24 protein-coding genes and 1 tRNA gene are annotated in these 26,697 nt (G+C 61.0%); 13 read left to right on the forward strand and 12 right to left on the reverse strand.

What is annotated here, in order from left to right; all coding sequences use genetic code 11:
* The first annotated feature begins 171 nt into the window (after positions 1-171).
* Both ACWFVE_RS15665 and ACWFVE_RS15670 read left to right on the forward strand, forming a co-directional pair.
* The gene (locus ACWFVE_RS15665) at positions 172-1,797 is read left to right on the forward strand and encodes a BCCT family transporter (RefSeq protein ID WP_447530189.1); all 1,626 of its coding nucleotides are present in this window, start codon (positions 172-174) and stop codon (positions 1,795-1,797) included.
* A gap of 343 nt (positions 1,798-2,140) precedes the next feature.
* Positions 2,141-3,061, forward strand: coding sequence for a YihY/virulence factor BrkB family protein (locus ACWFVE_RS15670; protein ID WP_447530190.1), 921 nt, complete (start codon positions 2,141-2,143; stop codon positions 3,059-3,061).
* Between the two features lie 49 nt (positions 3,062-3,110).
* On the opposite strand, the gene ACWFVE_RS15675 is transcribed toward ACWFVE_RS15670, so the two are convergent.
* The 4 genes from ACWFVE_RS15675 to ACWFVE_RS15690 all read right to left on the reverse strand — a co-directional run bounded on the left by ACWFVE_RS15675 (position 3,111) and on the right by ACWFVE_RS15690 (position 7,464).
* Positions 3,111-4,265, reverse strand: a complete 1,155-nt coding sequence (locus ACWFVE_RS15675; RefSeq protein ID WP_447530191.1) for a diguanylate cyclase domain-containing protein — start codon at positions 4,263-4,265, stop codon at positions 3,111-3,113.
* Positions 4,266-4,694: 429 nt separating this feature from the next.
* Complete coding sequence (locus ACWFVE_RS15680) at positions 4,695-5,552, reverse strand: alpha/beta fold hydrolase (protein ID WP_447530192.1); 858 nt, start codon at positions 5,550-5,552, stop codon at positions 4,695-4,697.
* Positions 5,553-5,819: 267 nt separating this feature from the next.
* Positions 5,820-5,896: transfer RNA gene (locus ACWFVE_RS15685), tRNA-Arg, on the reverse strand.
* Positions 5,897-6,078: 182 nt separating this feature from the next.
* Positions 6,079-7,464, reverse strand: coding sequence for an FAD-binding oxidoreductase (locus ACWFVE_RS15690; RefSeq protein ID WP_447530193.1), 1,386 nt, complete (start codon positions 7,462-7,464; stop codon positions 6,079-6,081).
* Positions 7,465-7,825: 361 nt separating this feature from the next.
* On the opposite strand from ACWFVE_RS15690, the gene ACWFVE_RS15695 reads away from it, so the two are divergent.
* The 8 genes from ACWFVE_RS15695 to ACWFVE_RS15730 all read left to right on the forward strand — a co-directional run bounded on the left by ACWFVE_RS15695 (position 7,826) and on the right by ACWFVE_RS15730 (position 16,829).
* Positions 7,826-8,788, forward strand: a complete 963-nt coding sequence (locus tag ACWFVE_RS15695) for a TRAP transporter substrate-binding protein (protein WP_447530555.1) — start codon at positions 7,826-7,828, stop codon at positions 8,786-8,788.
* A gap of 6 nt (positions 8,789-8,794) precedes the next feature.
* Positions 8,795-9,328, forward strand: coding sequence for a TRAP transporter small permease (locus ACWFVE_RS15700; RefSeq protein WP_447530194.1), 534 nt, complete (start codon positions 8,795-8,797; stop codon positions 9,326-9,328).
* Entirely contained in the window at positions 9,325-10,587 is a 1,263-nt protein-coding gene (locus ACWFVE_RS15705; protein WP_447530195.1) for a TRAP transporter large permease, read from the forward strand. The genes ACWFVE_RS15700 and ACWFVE_RS15705 overlap by 4 nt, the downstream gene beginning before the upstream one ends.
* A 240-nt stretch (positions 10,588-10,827) precedes the next feature.
* Complete coding sequence (locus tag ACWFVE_RS15710) at positions 10,828-11,322, forward strand: formate dehydrogenase subunit gamma (RefSeq protein ID WP_447530196.1); 495 nt, start codon at positions 10,828-10,830, stop codon at positions 11,320-11,322.
* Positions 11,319-12,875, forward strand: coding sequence for a formate dehydrogenase beta subunit (locus tag ACWFVE_RS15715; RefSeq protein WP_447530197.1), 1,557 nt, complete (start codon positions 11,319-11,321; stop codon positions 12,873-12,875). Before ACWFVE_RS15710 ends, ACWFVE_RS15715 begins: the two co-directional genes overlap by 4 nt.
* Positions 12,872-15,763: a formate dehydrogenase subunit alpha gene (fdhF, locus tag ACWFVE_RS15720; RefSeq protein WP_447530198.1), complete on the forward strand. Its 2,892-nt coding sequence runs from the start codon at positions 12,872-12,874 to the stop codon at positions 15,761-15,763. Before ACWFVE_RS15715 ends, fdhF begins: the two co-directional genes overlap by 4 nt.
* Positions 15,760-16,611, forward strand: a complete 852-nt coding sequence (gene fdhD, locus ACWFVE_RS15725) for a formate dehydrogenase accessory sulfurtransferase FdhD (RefSeq protein WP_447530199.1) — start codon at positions 15,760-15,762, stop codon at positions 16,609-16,611. The genes fdhF and fdhD overlap by 4 nt, the downstream gene beginning before the upstream one ends.
* Entirely contained in the window at positions 16,587-16,829 is a 243-nt protein-coding gene (locus ACWFVE_RS15730) for a formate dehydrogenase subunit delta (protein ID WP_447530200.1), read from the forward strand. The genes fdhD and ACWFVE_RS15730 overlap by 25 nt, the downstream gene beginning before the upstream one ends.
* Positions 16,830-17,110: 281 nt before the next feature.
* On the opposite strand, the gene ureG is transcribed toward ACWFVE_RS15730, so the two are convergent.
* The 7 genes from ureG to ACWFVE_RS15765 form a co-directional block, all read right to left on the reverse strand.
* Positions 17,111-17,743: an urease accessory protein UreG gene (gene ureG / locus ACWFVE_RS15735; RefSeq protein WP_447530201.1), complete on the reverse strand. Its 633-nt coding sequence runs from the start codon at positions 17,741-17,743 to the stop codon at positions 17,111-17,113.
* 22 nt (positions 17,744-17,765) lie between these two features.
* On the reverse strand, positions 17,766-18,449 hold the full coding sequence (locus tag ACWFVE_RS15740; protein WP_447530202.1) for an urease accessory protein UreF: 684 nt from the start codon (positions 18,447-18,449) through the stop codon (positions 17,766-17,768).
* Positions 18,439-18,954 carry an urease accessory protein UreE gene (gene ureE / locus ACWFVE_RS15745; protein ID WP_447530203.1) on the reverse strand — a complete coding sequence of 172 codons (516 nt, stop codon included), beginning with the start codon at positions 18,952-18,954 and terminating at the stop codon, positions 18,439-18,441. The genes ACWFVE_RS15740 and ureE overlap by 11 nt, the downstream gene beginning before the upstream one ends.
* A gap of 148 nt (positions 18,955-19,102) precedes the next feature.
* Positions 19,103-20,815 carry an urease subunit alpha gene (gene ureC / locus ACWFVE_RS15750; protein ID WP_447530204.1) on the reverse strand — a complete coding sequence of 571 codons (1,713 nt, stop codon included), beginning with the start codon at positions 20,813-20,815 and terminating at the stop codon, positions 19,103-19,105.
* A complete protein-coding gene (locus tag ACWFVE_RS15755; RefSeq protein ID WP_447530205.1) occupies positions 20,812-21,132 on the reverse strand; it encodes an urease subunit beta in 321 nt (106 codons plus the stop codon). The genes ureC and ACWFVE_RS15755 overlap by 4 nt, the downstream gene beginning before the upstream one ends.
* 108 nt (positions 21,133-21,240) lie before the next feature.
* Complete coding sequence (locus tag ACWFVE_RS15760; protein WP_447530206.1) at positions 21,241-21,543, reverse strand: urease subunit gamma; 303 nt, start codon at positions 21,541-21,543, stop codon at positions 21,241-21,243.
* Between the two features lie 24 nt (positions 21,544-21,567).
* Entirely contained in the window at positions 21,568-22,452 is an 885-nt protein-coding gene (locus ACWFVE_RS15765) for an urease accessory protein UreD (protein ID WP_447530207.1), read from the reverse strand.
* 372 nt (positions 22,453-22,824) lie between these two features.
* Here ACWFVE_RS15765 and ACWFVE_RS15770 point away from each other — a divergent pair, with 372 nt between their 5' ends.
* From ACWFVE_RS15770 to ACWFVE_RS15780, 3 genes are all read left to right on the forward strand, one after another.
* The gene (locus ACWFVE_RS15770; protein WP_447530208.1) at positions 22,825-23,163 is read left to right on the forward strand and encodes a hypothetical protein; all 339 of its coding nucleotides are present in this window, start codon (positions 22,825-22,827) and stop codon (positions 23,161-23,163) included.
* A 167-nt stretch (positions 23,164-23,330) separates the two neighbouring features.
* On the forward strand, positions 23,331-23,732 hold the full coding sequence (locus ACWFVE_RS15775; protein WP_447530209.1) for a DUF2946 family protein: 402 nt from the start codon (positions 23,331-23,333) through the stop codon (positions 23,730-23,732).
* A gap of 95 nt (positions 23,733-23,827) precedes the next feature.
* Positions 23,828-25,204: a PepSY-associated TM helix domain-containing protein gene (locus ACWFVE_RS15780; protein ID WP_447530210.1), complete on the forward strand. Its 1,377-nt coding sequence runs from the start codon at positions 23,828-23,830 to the stop codon at positions 25,202-25,204.
* Positions 25,205-25,223: 19 nt separating this feature from the next.
* On the opposite strand, the gene ACWFVE_RS15785 is transcribed toward ACWFVE_RS15780, so the two are convergent.
* The gene (locus ACWFVE_RS15785) at positions 25,224-26,594 is read right to left on the reverse strand and encodes a diguanylate cyclase (protein ID WP_447530211.1); all 1,371 of its coding nucleotides are present in this window, start codon (positions 26,592-26,594) and stop codon (positions 25,224-25,226) included.
* Positions 26,595-26,697 lie beyond the last annotated feature (103 nt).

Here is a 26,697-nt window from a genome sequence, read left to right on the forward strand (position 1 = left end):
GTGAAGTCGCCGCCCTGGGCGGCGTGGTACCGACCCGTGAACCTGAAAGGGAACCCGAAAAAGGGTCGCGGGCACTCGACAGGCGAAGAAAAACGAACCGCCCCGGCACGCTTTGCTTTGGCGCTAAAAGCCAATAGCTCCTATGTTGAAAGAAATACAGGGAGCAAAAAGATGTTGAATGCACTTGCAGGGAAGCTGGGACTAAAAACCGACCCCTTCATATTTTTCACCTCGGCCGGGATCATGGTGGTTTTTCTGATCGTGCTGCTGATCGCTCCCGAGGCCATTGGCGACGCCTTCGGTGCCGGCCGTGAATGGATCGTGACCAACCTTGGCTGGCTGTTCATTTTCGGCGTATCGAGTTGGGTGGTGTTTCTACTTTGGCTGGCCATGAGCCGCTACGGCGCCATCCGCCTGGGCGGGAATGATGCCAAGCCCACCTACACCAACCTTTCCTGGTTCACCATGCTATTTGCCGGTGGTATCGGGACGGTCTTGATGTTTTGGGGCGTCGCCGAGCCCATTTCCCACTTTTCGACCCCGCCCCGCGCGGGGGTCGAGGCGTTCACGGTAGAAGCCGCCGACGACGCAATGAGCTTTGCCATCTACCACTTGGGGCTTCATACCTGGGCCATCTTCGCCATGCCGGGGTTGGCGTTTGCCTACTTTATCTACCGCTATGATCTGCCGATGCGTTTCAGCTCGGTCTTTTACGCGCTCATCGGCGACCGGATTTACGGCCCCATCGGCAAAACCCTCGATATCGCCGCGATCCTGGGGACGCTGTTCGGCGTGTCGGTCTCGATTGGCCTGGGCACGCAACAGATCAACGCAGGACTTACCGAGCTTTTCGGTATTCCCGACGCCGTGTTTACGAAGGTCGTCATCATCGCCGTCCTGACCACCGTGGCGGTCGGCTCGATCGTGGCGGGCCTGGACGCCGGTATCAAGCGGCTCTCCAACATCAATATCGGTATGGCCGTGGGGCTGATGATCTTCGTGCTGTTTACCGGCTCCACCGTCTTCTTACTGCGCGCGGTCGTGGAGACCTTTGGTCTTTACGTGACCAACCTGCTGCCGCTGGCGTTCTGGAACGACACCCTGGCAAGCTATGACGGCAACGGCGTCGACTGGGGCTGGCAAGGCAGCTGGACCGTGTTCTATTGGGCGTGGACGGTGACCTGGTCCCCCTTCATCGGGATTTTCGTGGCACGTATTTCCCGCGGGCGGACCATTCGCGAGTTCGTGCTGGGCGTGTTGTTCGCTCCGTCGATGTTTACCCTAGTGTGGTTTGCCATCTTTGGCTGGTCGGCCATGGAGATCGACGGCATTGGCCCCGAAGCACGCCAGGCGCTGGGCGAGCAGGCCGGTACGCTATCTGCGGCGGTAAGCGAGAGTATTCCGCTGGCCATGTTCGCGTTTTTCGATAACTTCCCCGCCGCCACGCTTATTCAGGGCCTGGCGGTCGTGATCGTGGCGATCTTCTTTGCCACCTCGTCGGACTCCGCCTCGTTGGTCGTCGATATGCTGTGCACCGGAAGCCCGGACCCAGGCCCTTGGCATCAGCGGGTATTCTGGGGGGTCTCCGAAGGCGTGCTGGCGGCGATGCTCATCGTACTGGCGGGCGATGCCGGGCTCACCGCGCTGCAGGAGGTGGTTACCGTGGTCGGCCTCCCCATGTTCCTTTTGGTATTCGCCATGATGTTCTCCCTCTACCGCGCGCTCTCCCAGGAAAATCTGCACGAAGTGACGGTCAAAGCCCCCCCCAGCCAAAGCGAGCTCAACCCGAAAGAGTAACCTAGGGTCTGTCTGAAAAGTCGACGAGCGAAGACAAGACAAGGCAAAAATTGGCGAAAAAACGGAGTTTACATGTGTAAATGAGTATTTTGAGCCAATTTTTAACGCCGTATTGTCGAGCGCAGGCACTTTTCAGACAGAGCCTAAAGCACCTGCCTGCCCGTTACTCGATGCCGCGGGCATGCCCACCTTGGGTTTCAGCGCTTTAACGCGTTCCCGGGCGAATCAGGGTAAGATACCAAAGGCGCCACTTTCTTGAAGACAGTGGCGTTTTACTGGCTTCTCGAATGGCCGGTCAATGCAAAGCCCGATATCCCCCGATGTATAAGGAGCGTAGCGCGCGATGGCCCACAACCGCACATTCGTCAGTGGCGTTCTCCTTCTGCTCCCCCGTCTGGCATCGTTTGCCTGGCGGGTACTGTGCCACTTTTTGAAAAATCGCGGCATCCTGCTGGCCGGCGGCGTGGGCTACAATATTTTGCTCTCCGTCGTGCCGCTCTTTGCTTTGCTGGGGGTCATGTCGACCCGCGTAGTCGACGAGCAGCATCTGCTGAACGTGCTGGCGATACAGGCCCGCCATCTTGCCCCGGCCCATGCCGATGTCGTGATGGACGCGGTACGCGGGCTACTCGACTCTCGCGACGTGATCGGCATTCTCAGCCTGCCGATACTGCTACTGCTTAGCTCGTTTGCCTTTCGTATGCTCGAAGATGCCCTTTCGTTCATCTTCCATGCCCCGGACTGCCCCCGGCGCAGTACCTGGGTCTCGCTGGTGCTACCTTACGCGTTCATGCTGGTGCTGGGCGCTGGGCTCATGGCGCTCACATTGGTCGTGACACTGGCAAGTTCGCTCAATGCGCTGGCACTTGCGCTGTTCGCCCAGGAACTCCCCCTGGCGGGCCTTTCAGAGCCCGTCCTGAACCTGTTCAGCTTTTTCGGCGTATTCCTGCTTTTCAGTGCGATTTACAAGATATTGCCAGTGGTCAAGATCGCTATCGGAAGAGCCGTGGTGGGCGGTTTCGTGGCAGCGCTTTTATGGGAGGGTGTCAGGCTCTTTCTGGTCTATTATTTTACCCATCTATCGTTCATCAACGCAGTGTACGGCTCTTTAGCGGCACTGATCATCGTTTTGTTGAGCCTTGAAGTGGGCGCGATCATTTTACTGCTGGGCGCCCAGGTCATCGCCGACCTGGAGCGCAACTCGCGCCTTGGCCTGGTGTGGTATGTGGACCCTGACCGCGAGGCGATTAGCCGGGTGGATTGAGAATTGATGCACCCGCTATCGATGGCAATGTGTGGTTTTACGTTTTCGCTTAAGCTTCCCCCCCGTTATAAAGAGAAACGCTCATTTTTCCGCGTTTTTTCACTTCATACATCGCCTTGTCAGAGAGGGCCATCAGCGTTGAGAGGTCTTGACCATGTAGAGGATAAAGCGATATGCCGACACTCACCCCAACGCGATAGTCCTTCGACGCTATCCTGATATTTCGGCTGATGTTTTTTATCAGCTTCTCAGCCAACAGAACCGATTGTTCGGGTTTATCCAGGTGAGCCGCTAATATCACGAATTCATCACCGCCCAAACGAGCGCAGACATCCGTCGCTCTTACGCAGCCGGTTATTCGTTTCGCTACTTTGGCAAGCACTTTATCGCCCACCTCATGTCCCGCCGAGTCATTGATCGGTTTAAAATCATCGAGGTCTATAAAAATGACGGCGAGTAGCGTTCCGGAACGCTCGGCAGAGCTGACCATATAATCAAAAATACCGTCCAAATAGAGTTTGTTATTCATGCCCGTCAGCGCATCGTAATAGGCCAAATGAAGCGCTTCGGCTTCGGCACGCTCCAGCCTCGCTTTAAAGGAGAGAAACACGCCCGCCAGTAGAAACAGATACAACCCCATCTTACTCACAGAGGTGATTATGAGTACGAAGGCTCCCCAGCCAGGGTAGTGCGCAAAGATAGGGTAAGCCAGCATCCAATTAATCGAAAAAGCCAAACTAAAAAAGGAGATCCCGTACATAACGCCGCCGGGGAAGGCCCTTCTATTTTTAAAGCAAATAATAGAAACATAAAGCATCGTCAAGCAGAAAAACGCGGCGCCTAACGGTCTCAACAACCAAATGGATAAATCGAAAAACCAAACCGAAAAAAACCATATCTCTAAAAAAGCGGCGATAAACCAAATGGCCACGATACTGCGATTTAAGTCTAAAAACCTGATAAGCCCAAGAATTAAAAGAGGCTTTTCTATAGCACCTAATGCGAAGTAGAGAACCGCGCTTACCTCGTTTTGTAAAGTAGGGGCTATGTAAAAAAGTGAAAGGCGGGAAAGTAGTGCAAAAAGCAGCGCCATGCACCACCACCCAGGCCCACTTTTCGTACCGGGCACATAGCTAACCCATAAAAAAAGAATCATCAACATTAAGTAGATAGTACAACCAAACACATTAATACTATTTTGCATCCGCGTACCTTTAAAACCTTCGATAACCAAGGCTGACTAATCGTCACTTGTAAAAGGAGGGCTAAAAACCCCGAAAATAAAAACTTTATTGAGAGTAATGTTTAACGCATTAAAATGAAGCAACTGTTAACTTAAAAAGAGTGAACACTCCTGAGATCTACGCCGCTGGCCCCTCCCGGCCGAACTGAGCAAGGCCCTTTCGGTTGGGCGAGGCGGCCCTGCCAGCACCTTGCAGCCAGGTGCCGAGACTGGAAGCAGCAGGCGCACTTAATCAATAGTAATAACCCAAAGCGATACTTCAAGAATTAATTAGAACCTATCCTCACTTGACGCAATGTCTAAATTAGCGGTTTAAAACCCACTCAAATTAACCATCATGATGCGTCTGACCCGAGAACACGCCAGACGAGCATCAAGTGGCTGATACGTCTACCGTCCCAAAAAGTCGAGAAGGGTGCTCGCCAGCGCCTCGGGGGCTTCCTCGGCCATATGGTGGCCGCAGTCAAGGCCGTGTCCCTCCACCGAGGTCGTCCATGGGCGCCAGACTTCGAGCACGTCGCCGTAAAGCCGCTCCAGATCGTCACGCAGCGACCAAAGCACCATCGCCGGGCATTGGAGGCGCTTGCCCTGTTCGCGGTCCCACCGGTCGTGGAGGTGGTCCACGCTCAAGCCAGCCCGGTAGTCCTCGACCATACCGTGAACGGTCGCTGGGTCGTGAATGGCCCGGCGAAAGTCCGCGAAGGACGCTTCTCCCATCGCCTCACGACTTCCGCCATACCATGCATCCGGGTCGGCGAGAATGGCGCGCTCGGGCTTGTCGAGCTGGGCGAAGAAGAACCAATGCCACCACTCGGTCGCGAAGCGCGCGTCGCAGCGCTCCAGCGCCTCGAGGATGGGTACGCCGTCGAGCATGACGGCCTTGTCGATCACCTCGGGATGATCCATCGCCGTACGAAAGGCGGTGTAGCTGCCGCGGTCATGGCCAACGATGGCGAAGCGGTCGAAGCCGAGGTGGCGCATTAGCTCGACGCAGTCCCGCGCCTTGGCGCGTTTGGAGGAGCCGGCATGGTCCGGCGTATCCACGGGCTTGGAGGATTCCCCAAAGCCTCGAAGATCAGGGCAAACGACGGTGTGATGCGCCGCCAGAAGCGGAGCGACGCGATGCCAGGTCATGTGGGTTCGAGGGTGGCCATGCAGTAGCAGCACCGGCGGCCCCAAGCCGCCATGTCTTACTCTCAACGTCGCCTCGGCCAGCTTGACCGTCTCCAACTTGAACCCCTCGAACATCACGCCCCCTTTGCCCACGTTGCGAAACGTTTCAGCTTAGACGCTCAGGTCACAGATTGCTCGCCAGGAGATAGGATAGCCGACGCTTGGTTGTGCATATTACACGCCAGAGAGGCTCAACCATTCGGGTGACTCTACACTCTGTTCTATACCACAAACGGGCTTGTATTCGGCAGGAACGCTTAGCAAATCGCGGGACAAAAACCGCTGATTTTGCTGTTTTTTTCGTCTACGGGGGGACTGACTGGAAGGCTTGAGAAGTCTGGATGGCGCGCCCGGCAGGATTCGAACCTGCGACCCTCGGCTTCGGAGGCCGATACTCTATCCAACTGAGCTACGGGCGCGTAGGGGGCGTATCCTACCTTTGTGGGCGGGCGCTGTCCAGCCGGGAAGCGGTGGACAGTACGGCGAACAGTTTGGCGCGTACCTGCCGCGCATTCGTGAGGCACTGGCCGAGTAAACCGCACTTAGCCGCCCGCACTAAAAAGCCGCCCCATGGGGCGGCTTTTGGCATCCCAGGATGCGCTTAGGCGAGCACCTTGCCCGGGTTCAAAAGCCCCTTCGGATCCAGCGCCTGCTTCATGCGCTTCATCAGTGCGATCTCTTCTGGCGAGCGCGAGAGCGCCAGGTAGTCGCGCTTTTCCAGCCCCACGCCGTGCTCGGCGGAGATCGAGCCCTGGTACTTTGCAAGCGCCCCGTATACCAGCTCCTCTACGTCGCGGCGGCTGTGCGGGCTTGCATCGCGCACGGTGATCATGATGTGCAGGTTGCCGTCGCCCAAGTGACCGAATACCACGAGTTGCGCGGTCTCCGGCCACTGCGCTTTCAGCTTCTCTTCGAGCGTGGTGACGTACTCGTCCATATGGGCGATGGGCAGGCTGATATCGAAAGAGAACATCGGGTTGAGCTCATACACCAGGGTTTCGATATCTTCACGAATGTCCCATATGCCCTGGCGCTGGGTGCTGGAGTTCGCAAGCACCGCGTCCGTTATCAACTCCTCCTCCAGTGCCTTTTCGAGCACTGCGGCGAAGGCCTCGGCGTCCTGCTCCTCATTGCTGCCCAGGGTTTCGATGATGGCGTAAAAGGGCGAGTCGCCGGCGAGGATCTCGGCGTGTTTGGTGGCATCACTGGTCATCAGCGCGTAGTGATTGTTCCAAAGCGCCTCGAAGGCGCTCAGGCTGTTGGCGAGCTCTTTGGAGGCGAGCTTTAAAAGCCCGGTGAGCGCCTCGAACGAGGGCACGGCGACCAGCGCGGTCTGCTCGCTGGGCATGAGCGGCTGCAGGCGCAGCACCGCGCGGGTGACGATACCCAGCGTCCCTTCGCTGCCGATGAACATCTGCTTCAAATCGTAACCGGCGTTGTTCTTGAGCATGGTGTTCATGGAGCTGACCACGGTGCCATCGCTCAACACCGCCTCGAGGCCGAGCACTTGCTGGCGCATCATGCCGTAGCGAATCACCCGGATACCGCCGGCGTTGGTGGCAATGTTGCCGCCAATGGTGCAGGAGCCGCGCGCGCCCAGGTCGAGCGGAAACTGCATGTCGATCGCCTCGGCCGCTTCCTGCACGCTTTGCAGCGTGGCGCCGGCCTGCACTTGCATGGTCGAGCCCACCGCATCCGTCGATTCGATCTTGTTCATCAGCTCGAGGGACACGACGAGCTCGTTGGGGCTGGCCACTGCGCCGTGCACCACGCCGGTCAAGCCCCCGTGGGTCACCACCGCCTGCTTGGCGCCATGGCAAACGGCCATCACCTGGCTGAGCTGCTCGGTGCTTTGCGGGCGAATGATCGCCTTGGCTTCACAAGGGGCTTTGGTGAACCAGTCGACGCTGCGCTGGGCAACGTCGTCGCCCAGCAAAACGCCTTTTTTACCAACGATGTTCTCGAGCTCGTTAATCAACGTGTCCATGATCTCAACCTTGAGGGCGGGCCCTGACGCGATGGTCCGCCTGTTTTTAATTTAGCTATGGCGTATATAAAACCACCCCTAACCGTATAAGCGCGAAAGCCTGACCGGCAAGCATGGGGGGTATGCAGGCTACCGCCAACAAAAGCCCCGCTCAAGCGCCCGGGGACCATAGTGTTCTTTTGGCTAATACCGCCCTTTCAGGCGGGGAATTGCGCGCCAAAACCGCTATGGTAGAGCATGCACGCCGTTATAATACGCCCGCCAATCACTAAAAAAGCGACTCACCCAAGGATATCTCGTGGAACATCCAACCTCTTCTCTCTCTTTCAGCTCCCCCTTGGCCCACCTGCGCGGCGCGCTCATGATCGCCGCCACAGGGCTTTTGGGTTTTACCAGCACGGCCAGCGCCGAGCTCCCGCAAACCTCGCTGCGCTTGGCCCACGTGGTCAATAGCGACGACACCTACCACAGTGCCGCGACCCGCTTTCAGGAGATTTTAAGCGAGCAAAGCGACGGCGCGATCAACGTCGAGATCTTTCCCAACGCAAGCCTGGGCGACGAGCGCACACTGCTCGAAGGCATGCAGATCGGCACCGTGGATATGGGTTTGATCACCAACGGGCCGGTAGCCAACTTCGTCGACGCGTTCTCGGTGTTCGAACTGCCGTTTCTCTTTCCCGATGCCCAAGCCGCTTATGAGGTGCTCGACGGCGAGATCGGCCAGGAGATTCTCGACTCGCTCGAAGACGTCAACCTGAAAGGCCTGGCCTTCGCCGAGCGCGGCTTTCGCAACATCACCAACAGCCGCCACCCGATCAATGAGCCGGCAGATCTGGACGGCCTGCGCCTGCGCGTGATCGAAAACGAAGTCTACGTGGATACCTTCCGCGCACTCGGCGCCAACGCCGTGCCCATGGCCTGGACCGAAGCGCTGACCGCCCTTCAGCAGGGCACCATCGACGGCCAGGAGAACCCGATCAACGCCATCCATGCGTTCAACCTGGCCGAGACCCAGGACTACCTGACCATGACGCGCCACATCTACGCCCCGGCGCTTTTTGTGATGAGCCTGCCCAAGTGGAACGCGCTCCCCGAAGAGGCGCAAACCCTGGTGCAGGAGGCCGCCCGCGAGGCTTCCCAATACGCGCGCGCGCAAAACGCCGAGATGGAAGCCGAGCAGCTCACCGCCCTGGAAGAGGCGGGCATGGAGATCAATGAATCGCCGGATATCGAGGCCTTCCAAGCGGCCGTGGCGCCGATCTACGAGCAGTACGGCGAGCAGTTCGGCGACTACCTGCCGCGCATTCAAGAGGCGCTCGAGTAAGCCGTCATGTCGTTAACATCGTCATTGAACGCTGCCGTTTCATTGTTGAGAACCATCGAGCGCGGCCTCGACGCCGTGCTCAAGCCCGTCGTGTTCGCCGGTATGGCCGCGCTCATCGGGGTGATCACGCTGCAAATCGTATCAAGAGTGCTGTTCACCGCCGTGGGCTGGACCGAGGAGGTCGCGCGCTTTCTGCTGATCTGGATCACCTTTCTGGCGGGTACGCTGGCCTTTCAGCGTGGTCATCATATCGCCGTGACCTTCGCCGTCGATGCGCTGCCCGCACGGCTTCGCCAGGTAGCGCGCTTTCTCGCAGTGCTCGCGGTCATCGCGTTCATGATCACGCTGATCGTGATCGGTTATCGCTACATGCAGGTGCAGAGTTTCCAGAAATCCGCCTCATTACGCCTGCCGATGTCCTACGTCTACGCGGTAATGCCGATCAGCGCCGCGATCATGGCCTGGTACGCGCTGGTGGATCTTTTCGAGATCGCCCTCGAGGGTGAGCCGAGAAAGCCGATGGGGGAGCAAACGCCATGACGCTGCTTCTTTTTGGGCTCTTTTTCCTGCTCATGCTGCTGGGCGTACCCATCGCCTTCGCCATTGGGGCCAGTTCGCTCTACGCGCTTTACCAGGCCGGCGTGCCGCTGATGGTGGTCACCCAGCAGATGTTTCAGGGCATCAACTCGTTTGCCCTGGTCGCCATCCCGATGTTCATTCTGGCGGGCGACCTGATGGCCCAGGGCAAGGTGAGCGAGCGGCTGGTAAGCTTCGCCGACTCCCTGGTGGGCTTTTTGCGCGGCGGGCTCTCGATCGTCTCCATCATGGCGGGCATGTTTTTCGCCGCGATTTCCGGCTCCGGGGCGGCGACCACCGCCGCGGTAGGCTCGAGTTTGGTACCGGAGCTCAAACGCAAGGGCTATGAGCCTGCCTCGGCGGCGAGTTTGATCGCGGCCAGCGGCACCATCGGCGTGGTGATCCCGCCCTCGGTGCCCATGATCATCTACGCGGTGATCGCCCAGCAGTCGGTTTCGACCCTCTTCTTGAACGGTTTTCTGCCCGGCCTGGCGATGGGCCTGGGCTTGATGGCCATTGCCATTACCCAGGCCTACAAGCGCCAGTACCCCAAGGGCACGCCGCTTTCACCCAAAACGATCTGGCGCACCTTCAAGTCCGCCAGTTGGGGGCTGATGACCCCAATAATCATTCTGGGCGGTATCTTCACCGGTATTTTTACACCGAGTGAGGCCGCCGTGGTGGCGGTGAACTACGCGCTGCTGGTGTCGCTGTTTGTCTACCGCGACTTGACGCTACCCCAGGTGTATCGGCTACTGATCCGCTCGGCGATGACCACGGCGGTCATCATGCTGGTGATTGCGATGTCGGCGGTGCTGAGCTGGACGCTTTCGAGCTGGCAGGTGCCCGGCGCCATTGCCCAATCGGTACTGTCGCTCTCCACCGATCCGCTGGTCGTGATGCTCTTGGTGGTCGCGGTGATCCTGCTCACCGGGGTGTTCATCGAAACCGCCAGCGCCCTGATCATCCTCACGCCGGTCTTGCTGCCGCTGGTGCTACAGCTTGGCATCGACCCGATCCACTTTGGCCTGATCATCGTGGTGGGGCTTTCGATTGGCATGATCACCCCGCCGGTGGCGATCAATTTATATGTGGCCTCCTCGGTCACCCAGCTCCCGCTGGAGCGCATTACTCGCGCGATCATCCCGTATCTACTCGGGCTGATCGGCGTGCTGCTTTTGGTGGTTTACGTGCCCATTTTCATGGGGTGGTCGGGGAACTAGCCGCCCACGTGTTCCACACACTTTACGCGCACTGACGCCAGGGGCGTGCCAAACGGCACGCCCCTGGCGCAATAAGCTTCATACGTGCCGGTATGAGATACCCAGGCCCTGGGCGGCGTAGGTTAATGTTGGCTTGATGCCAGCGTGACATTGACCGTGGTGCACGCCCTTTTAATGACCGTTTCAAACAAGCATAAGCGTGCATATTTATAATAAACAATCAGCACCGGGAGAGACCTGATGAACGAGTCTCGAGAATGGTCGTCGCCGTCGATACAGGCCGAGATCGACGCGCTTAAACACACGCCAGGCGCGCTCTTGCCGATTCTTCATGCCCTCCAGGACCGCTTTGGCTTTATCCCCAATGACGCCGTACCGCTGATCGCCGAGTCGCTCCAGCAGACCCGCGCCGAGGTACACGGTGTGATCAGTTTCTATCACCATTTTCGCACCACCCCGCCAGGGCGCCACGTCGTGCAGATATGTCGCGCCGAGGCGTGTCAGTCCGTGGGCGCACGCACGCTCGAAGCCCACGCCAAAACGCGGCTGGGGGTGGATTACCACCAGACCACGCCGGACCAGGAGATCACCCTGGAAGCCGTTTACTGCCTGGGTAACTGCGCCTGCGGGCCGTCGATTCGCGTAGATGACCAGGTGCGGGGGCGCGTCACGCCGGAGGCCTTCGATGAGCTGCTGGATGAGCTGCAAACGCGGCCGCTGGAGGTGATGGCATGAGTATTCGTGTTTACGTTCCCCGCGATACCACCGCGCTCTCCGTAGGTGCCGACGCCGTGGCTCGGCGCCTGGAGCGTGAGGCCGCCGCCCGCCACGAAGGCATCAGCATCGTGCGCAACGGCTCCCGCGGGCTTTTCTGGCTCGAGCCGCTGGTCGAGGTGGAAACCGCCCAGGGCCGGTTTGCCTATGGGCCCGTTACCCCAAGCGATGTACCCGCGCTGCTCGACAGCGGCCTGCTCGAAGGCAACGTCAGCCACCCGCTGGCGCTCGGCCTAACGGAGGAAATCGACTATCTCGCCCGCCAGCAGCGCCTGACCTTTGCGCGTATCGGCATCACCGACCCGCTTAGCCTAGACGACTACCGCGCCCACCACGGCTTTGCCGGGCTCGAGGCGGCGCTAAAGCTGTCAGGCCAAGACATCGTCGACGAAGTAAAAGCCTCGGGGCTTCGCGGGCGCGGCGGCGCGGCCTTCCCCACCGGCATCAAGTGGCAGACGGTGCTGGATGCGCCGGCGGATCAAAAATACATCGTCTGCAACGCCGATGAGGGCGACTCCGGTACCTTCGCCGACCGGCTCGCCATGGAGTGCGACCCTTACATGCTGATCGAGGGCATGGCGATTGCCGGGCTCGCCGTGGGCGCGACGCAAGGCTATATCTACCTGCGCTCGGAGTACCCGCTGGCGAAAGAGATTCTGGACGAGGCGATCACCCGCGCCGAGGCCGACGGGTATCTCGGCGATAACATTCGCGAGAGCGGTCGCGCCTTTCATCTGGAAGTGCGCCTGGGCGCCGGGGCGTATATCTGCGGGGAAGAGACCTCGCTTCTGGAAAGCCTGGAGGGCAAGCGCGGCGTGGTGCGCTTCAAGCCGCCGCTGCCCGCCATCGAAGGCCTGTTTGGCCGCCCCACCGTGGTTAACAACGTGCTTTCGCTCGCCGCGGTGCCGTTCATTCTCGCCGAAGGCGCGGCGGCCTACGCCGACCACGGCATGGGCCGCTCCCGGGGCACGCTGGCGCTGCAGCTGGCGGGCAACGTCAAACGCGGCGGGCTTATCGAGCTTGCCTTCGGCACGACGCTTCGAGCGCTGATGGAGGAGTTCGGCGGCGGCACGCTAAGCGGAAAGCCCTTGCGCGCCGTGCAGGTGGGCGGGCCGCTGTGCGCCTACCTGCCGGAGAGCCAGTGGGACATGCCGCTGGATTACGAAACCTTCGCCGAGGTCGGCGCGGGCGTGGGTCACGGCGGCGTGGTGATGTTCGACGAAAGCGTCGACATGGCCGAGCAGGCGCGCTTCTCGATGGAGTTTTGCAAGGTAGAGTCCTGTGGCAAGTGCACGCCGTGTCGCATCGGCTCGACCCGCGGCGTGGAAGTGATCGACCGGATCCGCGCGGATGACCACCGCGAAGATAACCTCGCGCTGCTGAGCGATCTTTGCGAAACGATGGAGGACGGCTCGCTCTGCGCCATGGGCGGCATGACCCCCTTCCCGGTACAAAGCGCGCTGAACCACTTTCTCGAGGACTTCCAGCGTCCGGCCAGCGGAGACAGATCATGATTGAACATTTCGATCCACGACGCCAGGCCAACAGCGTCGACTTCACCAAAGACTACGGCACCCCCGCCCCCACGCCAGACACCGAGGCGCCCCCGGTGAGCCTCGAGATCGACGGCATCACCATCAGCGTGCCCGAGGGGACCTCTGTGCTGCGCGCCGCGGCCCTCGCCGATATCAGCATCCCCAAGCTTTGCGCCACGGACAGCCTCGAGGCCTTTGGCTCCTGTCGGCTCTGCGCGGTCCAGGTCGAAGGCCGCCGGGGGCTGCCCGCCTCCTGCACCACGCCGGTGGTCGAGGGCATGAAGGTGACGACCCAAAACGAGCGCCTGGCCAAGCTGCGCCGGGGCGTGATGGAGCTCTACATTTCCGACCACCCGCTGGACTGTTTGACCTGCTCCGCCAACGGCGACTGCGAACTGCAGGACATGGCCGGCAGCGTGGGCCTGCGCGAAGTGCGCTACGGCTTTGGCGGCGAAAATCATCTGGAGGCCGAAAAAGACACCTCCAACCCCTACTTCACGTTTGATCCGAGCAAGTGCATCGTCTGCTCGCGCTGCGTGCGCGCCTGCGACGAGGTGCAAGGCACCTTCGCGCTGACCATCGACGGCCGCGGGTTCGACTCCAAGGTCTCGGCGGGTCAGGACGAAGCGTTTATGGACTCGGACTGTGTCTCCTGTGGGGCCTGCGTGCAGGCCTGCCCCACGGCTACGCTGATGGAAAAGAGCGTGATCGACCAAGGCGTGCCGGACAGAAGCGTGGTGACCACCTGTGCCTACTGCGGCGTGGGCTGCTCGTTCGAAGCCCAGATGAAGGGCGACAAGCTCGTGCGCATGGTGCCCTATAAAGGCGGCGACGCGAACCACGGCCACTCCTGCGTGAAAGGGCGCTTTGCCATCGGCTACGCTTCCCACCCGGACCGCCTGACCACGCCGATGATCCGCGACTCGATCGACCAGCCCTGGCGTGAGGCGAGCTGGGAAGAGGCGATCGGCTTCGCCGCGGGGCGCCTGAAAGCGATTCAGGCCGAGCACGGGCGCGAGAGCATCGGCGGCATTACCTCGTCGCGCTGTACCAACGAGGAAACCTACCTGGTGCAGAAGCTGATCCGCGCGGGCTTTGGTAACAACAACACCGATACCTGCGCCCGGGTCTGCCACTCGCCGACCGGCTACGGCTTGAAAACCACCCTGGGCGAATCCGCCGGCACCCAAACCTTTGATTCGGTCATGAAGTCCGACGCGATCATCGTCATCGGCGCCAACCCTACCGACGCCCACCCGGTGTTTGGCTCGATGATGCGCAAGCGCCTGCGCCAGGGCGCGAAGCTGATCGTCGCCGACCCGCGCCGTATCGACCTTTTAAAGACCCCGCACATGAGCGAGGCCCAGCACCTGCCGCTACGCCCGGGCACCAACGTCGCGCTGGTCAACGCCTTGGGTCACGTGGTGGTCACCGAAGGGTTGGAGGACAAAGACTTCGTCGCCAGGCGCTGCGATACGGAGGCCTACCAGAGCTGGCGCACGTTCATCAGTGAAGAGCGCCACTCTCCGGAGGCCTCTGAGCTCATCACCGGCGTGCCTGCTGATGCCGTGCGCCAGGCGGCGCGCACCTACGCAACCGCCGGCAACGGCGCGATCTACTACGGCCTGGGCGTGACCGAGCATAGCCAGGGTTCGACCATGGTAATGGGCATCGCCAACCTCGCTTTGGCCACCGGCAACATCGGCCGGGAAGGCGTGGGCGTGAATCCGCTACGCGGCCAGAACAACGTGCAGGGCTCCTGCGACATGGGCTCCTTCCCCCATGAGCTGCCGGGCTACCAACACGTTGCCGACCCCGCCGCTCGCGGGCGCTTCGAGTCAGTGTGGGGCGTGAAGCTCGACGACGAGCCGGGCCTGCGTATTCCCAATATGTTCGACGCGGCCATCGAGGGCACCTTCAAGGCGATGTACGTGCAGGGTGAGGACATCGCCCAGTCCGACCCCAACACCCAGCACGTCGAGGCCGCGCTGCGCTCGCTGGACTGTTTGATCGTCCAGGATATCTTCCTCAACGAGACCGCCAAGTTCGCCCACGTGCTGCTGCCGGGCTCCAGCTTTCTGGAGAAGGACGGCACCTTCACCAACGCCGAGCGGCGCATCAACCGGGTGCGCAAGGTCATGTCGCCGGTGGCGGGCAAGCAGGACTGGGAAGTGACTCAGGATTTGGCCAACGCGCTGGGCTACCCAATGAACTACGGCCACCCTTCCGAGATCATGGACGAGATCGCCTCCCTGGCGCCCAGCTTCGCAGGCGTCAGCTTTGAAAAGCTCGAGCAGTACGGCAGCCTCCAGTGGCCGTGCAACGACGACAACCCGCTCGGCATGCCGACCATGCACGAGTTCAGCTTCCCGATCGGACTTGGTCGCTTCGCGATCACGGAGTACGTCGCCACCGAGGAGCGAACCAACCGCCGCTTCCCGCTTTTGTTGACCACCGGGCGGATTCTCAGCCAGTACAACGTGGGCGCCCAAACCCGGCGCACCCACAACCAGCACTGGCACGACGAAGACGTACTGGAGCTGCACCCCAGTGACGCTGAAGTGTGCGGAGTGAACGACGGTGACTGGCTGGGCATTACCAGCCGCTCGGGGCAGACGGTGCTGCGCGCCCGGCTTAGCGAACGCATGCAACCTGGGGTAGTCTATACGACGTTCCACCACCCCGGCAGTGGCGCCAATGTGATCACCACCAATAACTCGGATTGGGCCACCAACTGCCCCGAATACAAGGTGACCGCCGTGCAGGTAGAAAAAGTAAGCCAGCCCTCCGCTTGGCAGCAGCGCTTTACTTCCTTCGATCAGACTCAGAAGCACCATCTGGCGAAGGCGCAACAGGAGGCGCCATGAGCGCCAGCCATGAAACGAGTATTGAGCACCTGCCCGTCGAGGTGCGCTACCACGCCAATGGCTGGCAGGGCGATAACGACAGGGACGCTCTGGCGCAGGAAGTACCGGTCGCGCTGATTTATAACGGCATCTCCCACGCGGTGATGATGGCAAGCCCCGACGCGCTCGAGGACTTGGCACTGGGCTTTAGCCTGACCGAAGGCATCATCGCGCACCCTCACGAGTGCTACGACTGGGAGGTCGTAGAAGAAGAGCACGGCCTGGCCGTTCACCTGGACATCGCCACCGAGCGTTTGATGGCACTGAAAGAGCGCCGGCGCAGCATGACCGGGCGCACCGGCTGCGGGCTTTGCGGCACCGAGGCGCTGGACCAGGCGATTCGCCCGATCCCCCGGGTAGCGGCGCCCGCCATCGAGGATGCCGCCATCGCCCAGGCGCTGGATACCCTTGCCGACCACCAGCCGCTCAAAGCCGCCACCGGTGCGGTGCATGGCGCGGCCTGGTGTAACGCGAAGGGTGAGATCCAGCGGGTGCGCGAGGACGTGGGCCGCCATAACGCCCTGGATAAACTCATCGGCGCACTGGCACGAAGCGAAGCGCCGCTGGATAGCGGCTTCGTGCTGGTCTCCAGCCGGGCCAGCTACGAGATGGTGCACAAGTGCGCCAGCGCCGGTATCGGTGCGCTGGTGGCCGTCTCCGCCGCCACGGCGCTGGCCGTCAAGCAGGCCGAGGCGGCCAATTTGCTGCTCGTCGGCTTCGCCCGCGGCAACCGCCATGTGATCTACCACCGCCCAAACGCGGCGCACCCTCAAGGAGACGCGTCATGTCGGCCAACGACGACAACCTGATTCATATGATCAACCAGATCGCCGCCAACCTGGGCGGCGGGCGCAACGAAGAGGCTACCGCAGAGGCCACCTGCCGCCATCTCGAAACCTTCTGGGCCCGCGCCATGAAAAAGCGCCTGGTGGAGAGCCTTCAACGAGAAGAGACCGGACTTTCACCGGCCGCTCACCGGGCGGCAACGTTATTGGCCGATCGGCTCGATAAGCGTCAGGCAAGCTGAAAATCTACTTTGAAACAACAACGTCAAAAAAGCTTCAAGCGCCATTTTTTTCTTTGTGAGCGACTATTTAGCCTCAAGAAACGACTAATTCCGGCGATAAAATACGCTTTATAACCTGGGTTAAGGTGATTGAGAGCCGTGGCGTCCACTGTGTGCGTGTGGTGGCCAAGGATGGCCCGTTTGGACAAGGACTGCACCACACGCTTTTAGGCCGCTCTGACCATTTAACCGCCTGGTCAGAGCGGCCTTTTTATTATGGGAGAAGCGGTATTGAAACCCGCTTACGCCGTGGCATTTTGGCCGCGGCGCTCCTCCAGCATCCCTTTATCGAGAATGAAGCGGATGATCTCCTCGAGACCTACGCCATCGTACAGGTTCGTGAACACGAAGGGCCGCTCGCCGCGCATCATCTTCGAGTCTTTCTCCATTACCTCAAGTGAGGCGTGCACCTGCTCGGCAATGTCGATCTTGTTGATGATCAGCAAGTCGGATTTGGTGATCCCCGGGCCGCCCTTGCGCGGAATCTTGTCGCCGGCGGAGACGTCGATCACGTAGAGCGTGAGATCGGAAAGCTCCGGGCTGAAGGTCGCGGACAAATTATCGCCGCCGGACTCCACCATCACCAGTTCAAGCCCCGGGTGGCGCGCCTGCAGGTCGTCGATCGCCGCGAGATTCATCGAGGCGTCCTCGCGAATCGCGGTGTGCGGGCAGCCGCCGGTCTCCACGCCCAGAATCCGGTCCGCCGGGAGCGCGTCGTGCTTGAGCAGAAAGTCCGCGTCTTCACGGGTGTAGATATCGTTGGTCACCACGGCGATGTCGTAGTGATCGCGCAGCGCCAGGCAGAGTTGCTTGAGTAGTGCGGTCTTGCCGGAGCCTACCGGGCCGCCGACCCCTACGCGTAAACAGTGTGTCATGTCGTTCTCCTCGATCGGTCCATCAGCTTCTAAAAAGCCGCGAATATTGGGTTTCGTGCAGGGCACTGGCCAGCGCCACGCCGGGCAGTATCGGCCCCAGTGCATCGTCATCGAGCACCAGCGCTGCGTCTACCGCTTCCACTAGCGCGGGGCGCAGCCGCTCGATGATGCGCTGGGCCGCGGTGTGGCCCAGGGGCAGCGCCTTGCAGGCCACCGCCAACTGATTTTCGAGCCACGCCCAGCCAAAGCCGATCAGCGCCCGGCGCGGGCTAACCCCGCGCCGGTGGGCGGTGTAGGTAAAGAGCGTCACGTAACCGGCCTGTTCGGGCAGAAGCCCGGCCTGGGGCAGCAGCTCGAGGCTTGCCAGCAGGCGCTTGAGTGACGCCCCCAAACGGCTATCCTCGGCGGCCAGCTCGAAGGTTTCCCGGGTGGCGGCGAGCCACGCGTCCCACTCGGCTATGGCGGTGCTGTCGTCTTCATCGAACGCCTTGAAAAGCCTGGCGATGACCGGCAGTTCGCAGCGGGTCAGGCCGTCTTCCAGCACGCCCTCCAGCCACGCGGCCAGGCTCGTCTCGTCGCTCACCCAGCCAAGCTCGAAGGCGCTTTCCAGCCCCTGCGAAAACGCGAAGGCCCCGATGGGCAGCGCCGGGCTTACCAGTTGCATCAACCCCAAAAGGGCCAGGTCGCTGTCGGCGTCAATGCTCATGGGCGTGATCGTGATGGTCGTGGCTGTGTCCGTGATCGTGCGAGTGGCCGTGGGAATGCCCGCCCACCTGATTGTAGGCGCCGGGCTCGGGGTCGAAGGTGGCCTCCCCGTGCTCGAGCGTCGCTCCGAGTAGCGTGGCCAGTTCCTCCAGCACGTGATCCGGCGGAAAGCGCACCCAGCCGCCCTGGGCGTCTTCACCGAGGGCCAACTGTACGTGGCGGTTGCCCAAGTGGTAGGCCAGCCGCGCCAAGGGGAGGTTTGGGGCAATGCGCGCGGTGACCACCGGCTCGATGGCGGCGCGCACGCGGATCACCTCGCCGCTTTCGGCTTTCAGCCCCTCGCCGCTACGCAGCACCGGGCCGCGGTCCAGAAACAGCCCCAAGGCCCGGCCGCCGTCGCTTTCTGCTTTCAGGCGACCGCGAATGCGCAGCTCGAAAGGCAGCGTCAGCGTGTCGGTGGCCGCGCTTTCTTCCACTGGGCCGAGGCGTTCTATCAGTTTGAGCATGCTCTTGTCCTTTCTCGATCCATGATGGCTGAGCCGGGGGTAGGTCGTAGAGAGGGTCTTTTGCCAGGGATGGCAAAAGTAGCGTACAGGGACGTATTTACAGCGCCCTCTCGTAGGCCTACCCCCGGCGCCCCACACGGCAGCCCATTCAAAACAAATGATACCGCTGGGCCAGCGGTAGCTCCGTGGCGGGCTCGCAGGTCAGGAGCTCGCCGTCGCAGCGCACTTCATAGGTTTGCGGGTCCACGCTGAGTTCCGGGCAGGCGTCGTTGAGCTTCATGTCCTTTTTACGAACGCCGCGCACGTTCTTGCACGGCGATAGCGCGCTTTGCAGCCCCAGGCGCTCCTTGATGCCCGCGTCGATCGAGGCCTGGCTTACGAAGTTGAACCGGGTCTGGCTCGCCGCGCGGCCAAAGGCGCCGAACATGGGGCGGTAGTGCACCGGCTGCGGCGTTGGGATCGAGGCGTTGGGGTCGCCCATGGGGGCGGCGGCGATCATGCCGCCTTTCAAGATCAGCGAAGGTTTCACGCCGAAAAATGCCGGTTTCCAGAGCACCAGATCCGCAAGCTTGCCGACCTCGATGGAGCCCACTTCATGCGCGATGCCGTGGGTGATCGCCGGGTTGATGGTGTACTTGGCGATATAGCGCTTGGCGCGCAGGTTATCGGCGCCAAGCTGCTCGTCTTCGGGAAGCAACCCGCGCTGGGTTTTCATCTTGTGGGCGGTCTGCCAGGTGCGGCACACCACTTCACCCACCCGGCCCATGGCCTGGGAGTCCGAGGCGATCATCGAGATCACGCCCAGGTCATGCAGAATGTCTTCAGCGGCGATGGTTTCCCGGCGAATGCGCGAGTCGGCGAAGGCGACGTCTTCCGGGATGTTCGGGTCCAGGTGGTGGCACACCATCAGCATATCCAGATGCTCGTCGATGGTGTTCACCGTGTAGGGGCGCGTCGGGTTGGTGGAGGACGGCAGCACGTACTCCTTGGCGCAGGCCGTCAGGATATCCGGCGCGTGGCCACCGCCCGCTCCTTCGGTGTGGTAGGTGTGAATGCCGCGCTCCTTGAACGCCGCGAGCGTATCCTCCACAAAGCCCGACTCGTTGAGCGTGTCGGTGTGAATCGCGATCTGCACATCGTACTTTTCGGCTACGCTCAGGCAGTTGTCGATCGATGCCGGCGTGGTGCCCCAGTCCTCGTGAAGCTTAAGGCCCATGGCCCCGGCTTCGAGCTGGGCTTCCAGGCCTTCCGGCAGGCTGGCGTTGCCCTTGCCGAGCAGGCCGATATTCATGGGCAGGTCGTCCACTGCCTGGAGCATCTTGCCGATGTGCCAGGCGCCGGGGGTGCAGGTGGTGGCGTTGGAGCCGGTGGCCGGACCGGTACCGCCGCCCAGCATAGTGGTCACGCCGCTCATCAGCGCCTCTTCCACCTGCTGGGGGCAGATGAAGTGGATGTGGGCATCGATGCCGCCGGCGGTGAGAATCTTGCCTTCCCCGGCGATCACTTCGGTGCCGGGGCCTACGACGATCTCGACGTCCGGCTGGGTGTCCGGGTTACCGGCCTTGCCGATGGCGGCGATGCGCCCGGCCTTCAAACCGACATCCGCCTTGACGATGCCCCACCAGTCGACAATCAATGCGTTGGTGATCACGGTGTCCATCACCGCCTCATCGACGCGCTGGCTCTGGCCCATGCCGTCGCGGATCACCTTGCCGCCGCCGAACTTTACTTCGTCGCCGTAGTGAGTCGCGTCGCGCTCGACCTCGATCCACAGCTCGGTGTCGCCCAGACGCACACGGTCGCCCACCGTGGGGCCGTACATATCGGCGTAGGCCTGCCGGCTAATCGTGTTGCTTGTCATTGTTTGTCTCCCTCCAGCGCGCCCATCACGTCTCCGCGAAAACCGTAGATCTCGCGCTTGCCAACGAACGGAATCAGCGTGACTTCCCGGGTCTGGCCCGGCTCGAAGCGAATGGCGGTGCCTGCCGCCACGTCCAGACGAAAACCGCGGGTCTTGTCGCGATCGAACACAAGCGCCGGATTGGCCTCGGCAAAGTGGTAGTGCGACCCCAGCTGCACTGGCCGGTCGCCGGTATTGGCGACCTCCACCGTGATGCGCTCGCGGCCCACGCACAGTTCGATATCGCCCTCTTTTAACTGATATTCGCCAGGAATCATGGCGCTCTCCTGTTTTTTGTGACAGGTGAGTAGTGAATGGTAAGTGGTGAGTGGTGGTATCAACCCCATGATTCACGCATACGCAAAGCACTACTCACGATTCACGATTCACACAATCGGCGTATGCACGGTCACGAGTTTCGTGCCATCGGGAAACGTGGCTTCGACCTGCACCTCGTCGACCATCTCGGCCACGCCTTCCATCACGTCCTCGCGGCTGAGGATCTCGCGGCCAAAACTCATCAGCTCCGCCACGCTCTTGCCGTCGCGGGCGCCTTCGATGATCTCGAAGCTTATTAGCGCCACCGCTTCCGGGTAGTTGAGCTTCAGGCCACGTGCGCGGCGCCGCTCGGCTAGCTGGGCGGCGGAAAACAGCAGCAGCTTGTCTTTGTCTCGTGGGGTCAATTCCATGGGGCGTCGTCCTTAAAAGAGAGATTACGTTAACCAAATACGCGGCGTATGGGCCTCGCGCTCGATCAGGCGCGGGCGCAAAAGCCGCCAGGCTTGCTCGCAAAGCGCCCAGGCTTCATTACGTGATTGGCCCAGAAAACGCAGCAGCAGCACATTGTGGCGCTGCGTGACCGCCCAGTGGGGGCTATCCGGGAGCGCCTCGCGCAGCGCCTCGACGGCTTGCTGATTATCATCGAGCCCCACCGCCCACAGCGTGGCCTGCACGGTGGCACCGCCCTGGCCCCAGCGGCCCACAAAGCGCGGATGTAATGGGTCCAGCGGCTGGCGCTCGAGCCATAGGGGCTTGCCGTCCTGGGTCAAACGAAAGTGCTGCTCGATACGCCCGGAAACGAACGGCAATTCGCTTGCCGGGCGGCCCAGCGCCATGACTTCCCAACCAAGGCATTTAGCACTGCCGTGAAGGGCGATATGGGTGTGCTGCCCGCCTTTCGAGCCATCAAAAGCAATGGTTTCCTGGGGCAGCCACTCGAGCACCGCGCCGTCGTCCACGGTGAGCTCGGTACGCTGGGTCCAGGCCACACCTTGGCTGTCCGCCTTATAGAGCTTGTTGGCCGCGGGCGTGGTCAAAAGCGCGTGGGCGCCGGGCTCAATATGGGCGCTAATGGTCAGCGCATCGCCGCTGACCAGGCCCCCGGGTGGGTGCAGCACGTACACGTGGCACGCCTGCCCGCGGCCTTCCGGGTAGAAGGGGCGCTGCACGCGAAGCGGGCCCTGATGGCGCGCCTGGACCAGACGCGTGGCGCCGTCGCGGTGGGCGAACACCAGGCCCAGTGAAGCCGCCCAACGGCGACTTTTATCGAAGCGGTGGCCGGAAGACGCGAGCGAAGGTGCGCTATCGCATAAGGTCATAGGAGCTGTCGCTTTTGTCCGTTAAACAATCCGTTCACCTGGAAATGCAATTAATGCGCCAAAATGGTGAAACGCCTCGGCACGTGCTCGAATCCAGCATTGGAACGCTATCTCAAGAATCGCGGCTATCTTCTCGCACCAAAAAAGAACAAATAAACACTATCGCGCACCAAAAAGTGGCAGCGCTGCTGGCGTGATGCACTGTTTGCATAACCCTTTTGACGCCAGGGCCGACTGTTTGCCCTGCGCATTCAATGTTGGGCACTCGCTAAAGTTACTAGACAACCTTTTCCTGTAGCGTTTATATAAGAAAGCTTGCCAAAAGCTAATCAAGCTTCGCCTTTAACCAGCCATCTTTAAAGAGTCTTATTCATGAAACTATCCACGTTGTTGACCGCTAGCCTGCTACTTGGCGTGATGAGCAGTTCCGTTGCTGCAGAGCCGCTGCCCGAAGGCGCCGTCCAGCCAGGCACCCTTGCCAACCAGCAGTTGATGCAAGATGCCATGACCGGCGTTGCCGCCAAGGTCGACATGATGGGCTGCGACACCCCCGAAGAGCTCTATCCTTATGTGATGGCCATGCCCGAGGGAAGTGAGGGCGCCCAGCAATGGAAGGAGCTTTGGATGGTGCAAGGCTGCGATAGCGAGTTTCCTGTCGAAATTCGCTTCAGTGAAGCGGGACCCAACGCCGCCGATTACGTGATTGAGTAACGCTATCGCCGCTGGCGCTTTCGATTCTTGACCAGTCGGCACGCACGCCGCCTGACGGCCATGTGACAAAAGACCACCTGGGCAATACTGTCCATTGGGCAACTTTGCGTTACGATCTAGCCACTCCCCCGCCAACGACCTCGTGGCTCATCAGGATAGATCGCTTCGTGCAGTTACAACGCTCAACAGGCAAGCACTGGTATCGCATAGCGCTTTGTATGGCGCTGGTTGCGATGCTGTTGCTGCTGGTGGGCCCGCTGATCTCACAGCTTCAAGCGCATGATCATGCCCACCACAGCGACCATCACGCGCATTCAGGGCTGGGTCACGAAGGCCATCACGCCCACCACGGGCAGCCGCCAGCCCCAACCGAGCCGATCTTCACCTGGTTTCACGAGTGCGGCTACTGCTCGATCTGGCAGCAGTTCCCCACTGCCCACGCGCTTTTGCCCACCATTGCCCGGCAGGCGTTCATTCACCAGGCCCCCTTGCCGCAAATGCCGTTGCAGGGGTTCGCCTCCCTCGATCACTACCGTCACGCACCTCCCCGCGCACCGCCGGCTGCCTAGCGACTCGTCTCTATTTCTGATCGCCTGACGGCTTTTGACCGCCAGGCGCTTGTCGCTATCAAAGCGCCCATTAATCGGGCGCTCGAGGATCCGTGATGTCATCCCACGCCACTACCCCGTCGGCGGCGAAAAAGCCGTTCGATATGTACCTCGCCGTCTGGCGCTGGCATTTCTATGCAGGCCTTCTGGTCCTGCCGTTTTTGATTATGCTGTCGATCACCGGCGCACTTTATCTCTTTCATCATGAGATCGACGCCATCGTTCACGCCGACGTCAAACGCGTGGAGGCTCGAGCGAGCACCGCTGCGCCCTCGGCGCTGGTGAGCGCCGCGCTTGAAGCACAGCCGGGCACCGCCCTGAAGTACACCGCCCCGGCCACTCCGGAAAGCTCGGCGGAAATCACCGTGCGCACCCCACAAGACGAGCGCCTGGCGGTGTATGTAAACCCCTACACCGCCAACGTGCTCGGCACGCTGGACGACCAGGGCACCCTCATGTGGACGGTGCGCACCCTACACAGCCTCAAGTTTTTCGGCGCCACGCCGCGCAAGCTTATTGAGATCACCGGCGGCTTTGCGATTCTGCTGGTGCTGACCGGCATTTATCTGTGGTGGCCACGGCGCCAGGCGAAAGGCGGTGTGGTCAGCGTGCGCGGCACGCCGAAAAAGCGGGTTTTCTGGCGCGATTTGCATGCGGTGACCGGGCTGTTCGTCGGCGGCTTCATCCTGTTTCTGGCGATCACCGGGATGCCCTGGTCCGGGGTGTGGGGCGGCCAGGTGAACCAGTGGGCCAATGGCAATAACTTTGGCTACCCCGCCGGCGTGCGGGTCGAGGTGCCGATGTCCGAGACGCGCCTGAGCGAGCAAACGCCCACCAGTTGGTCGATGGAGCAAGCGCGCATCCCCGAATCCAGCGCGACCACTCCAGCTGCGGCCCAAGCGAGTATCGGCCTGGACGAGGCCGTGGCGGCCTTCGAGAGGCTCGGCCTGCATGACGGCTTCGCAGTGAGCCTGCCGGGGAGCGCCACAGGCGTGTACACGGGCTCTGTCTACCCCAACGATTCAAGCCAGCAGCGCGTGGTACATCTCGACCGATACAGCGGCGAGCCGCTTCTGGACATGAGCTACAAAGACTACGGGCCGCTGGGCCGCTGGCTGGAGTTCGGCATCAGCGTCCACATGGGTCAGGAATTCGGCCTGGCGAACCAGCTGGTGTTTCTGGCGGTGTGTATCGCCATCATCGGGCTATGTGTGTCCGCCGGTGTGATGTGGTGGAAACGCCGCCCGAAAGGGGGCGTCGGCGTGCCGCCACTGCCTGCGGATAAACGCGCCTTTCGCGGCATCATCGCCATTCTGGTAATCGGCGGGGTGCTGTTTCCGCTGACCGGTGCGGCGATTGCCGTGATGCTGGTCATCGACTGGTTTTTGGTTCGCCCGTTGCAGGAGCGCCGTTTCACATCTCGCCAAGTGTGAAGGCGCCAGGACGTTCAGGCTAGCCGTTATCCGCCATCACGACCCGATTACGCCCGGTGTGTTTGGCTTTATAAAGCGCCTCGTCGGCGCGTTGGATCGTGCGCTGGTAGTCCGGGTGGCCATCGTACAAGGCGAGGCCGAAGCTTGCGGTGACGTTGAGCAGCGTGTCGGCGCCGACCAGCATGGACTCCTTGGCAATGGCCTGGCGCAGCCGCTCGGCGAACAGGCGGCTGCCCTCGGCGCAGCTATTGACCAGCACGATCAAAAACTCCTCGCCGCCCATGCGGAACACATAGTCGCCGCCGCGGGTGGAGCGCTCCATGATACTGGCCACATGCTGCAGCACGTGGTCGCCGGCTTCGTGACCAAAGCGGTCGTTGATCGACTTGAAGTGATCGATATCGAGCATCAACAAAACGAACTGCTTGCCGGATTGGCGGGCAAGCTCGATTTCGCGGCCAAGCACCACCGGCAGGAACTTGCGATTCAGTAGCAGCGTCAAGCTATCGCGCCCGGCCTCCAGCTGGGAGGCGCGCTTTAGCATGTCGTCCAGCAGCATCAAAATGCTGCGAATACCGTCACGAATACTGGCAAGCGCTGCCTGGCGCTGCTCCGCCTCCGGCCGGGCCAGCTCGGGCAGGGTTTGGTGGTCGATCCGCTCGATGCAGCCGGTGATACTCCCGATCTCGGGTACGCCTTCGAACACGTGGCTTGCCTTGTGAAAATACCAGAGCCCAAACTCGGAGCTCGCAAGAGGCAGCAGGGTTTGAACCGGCTGCTGCGAGGCCACGGCATACATCAGCGTATTCTCCCAATCGAGCAGCGCCGAACGCTGCCGCTCGCGCTCATCGCCAATATTTTGCGTGAGCGTAAAGAGCTTGTACGCCTCTTCGGTACGCGCGTTGCGCTCGCTGGCGACCGAGTAGGCGTAGCTCATGATCTCCATGGCCATATCGATCGTGTCAGAAACGTAAATAGCGGCGCGGCCCGCCGTGTGCGCTTCGCAAAGGTCCTCTTCGATGCGCTGATAAAAAGCCTGTTTTAGCTGGCGGGCACCGCCAAGAACGAGGTTGACCGGAATATCGACCCGGGCATGAATCTGGCCGATCTTCTCCTGCTGCTCTACCAATGCCAGTAAATCATCGTGCTCCTCGCTGAACATCGAAATCAGCCAGCGCTGCATCGAAGGATTCAAGCGCTGCTTGACCTGGTCATGGGACAGAAACAGCTTGGCGTGAGGGTCCTCCATCATGGTGTGGTAGAAATGGTGGGCGAACGGCTCATGATAGGCGTAGACCAGTTGAGCCACTGCCTGGCGTACCGACCTGGGCGTACGCTCTTGAAGCGTCTCCCACTGGGTCACTAGCTGGTACTTATCTTTATAGCGCATCGTCCACCCCGCCAATTAAGATTAATTAGACCAAACGATAACATTAACAAAAATTCGCCTGAGGTTTTTTTATCCACATCATGGTTTGCGCACATTTTTAGTT

It is taken from the genome of Vreelandella mediterranea (assembly GCF_970647075.1).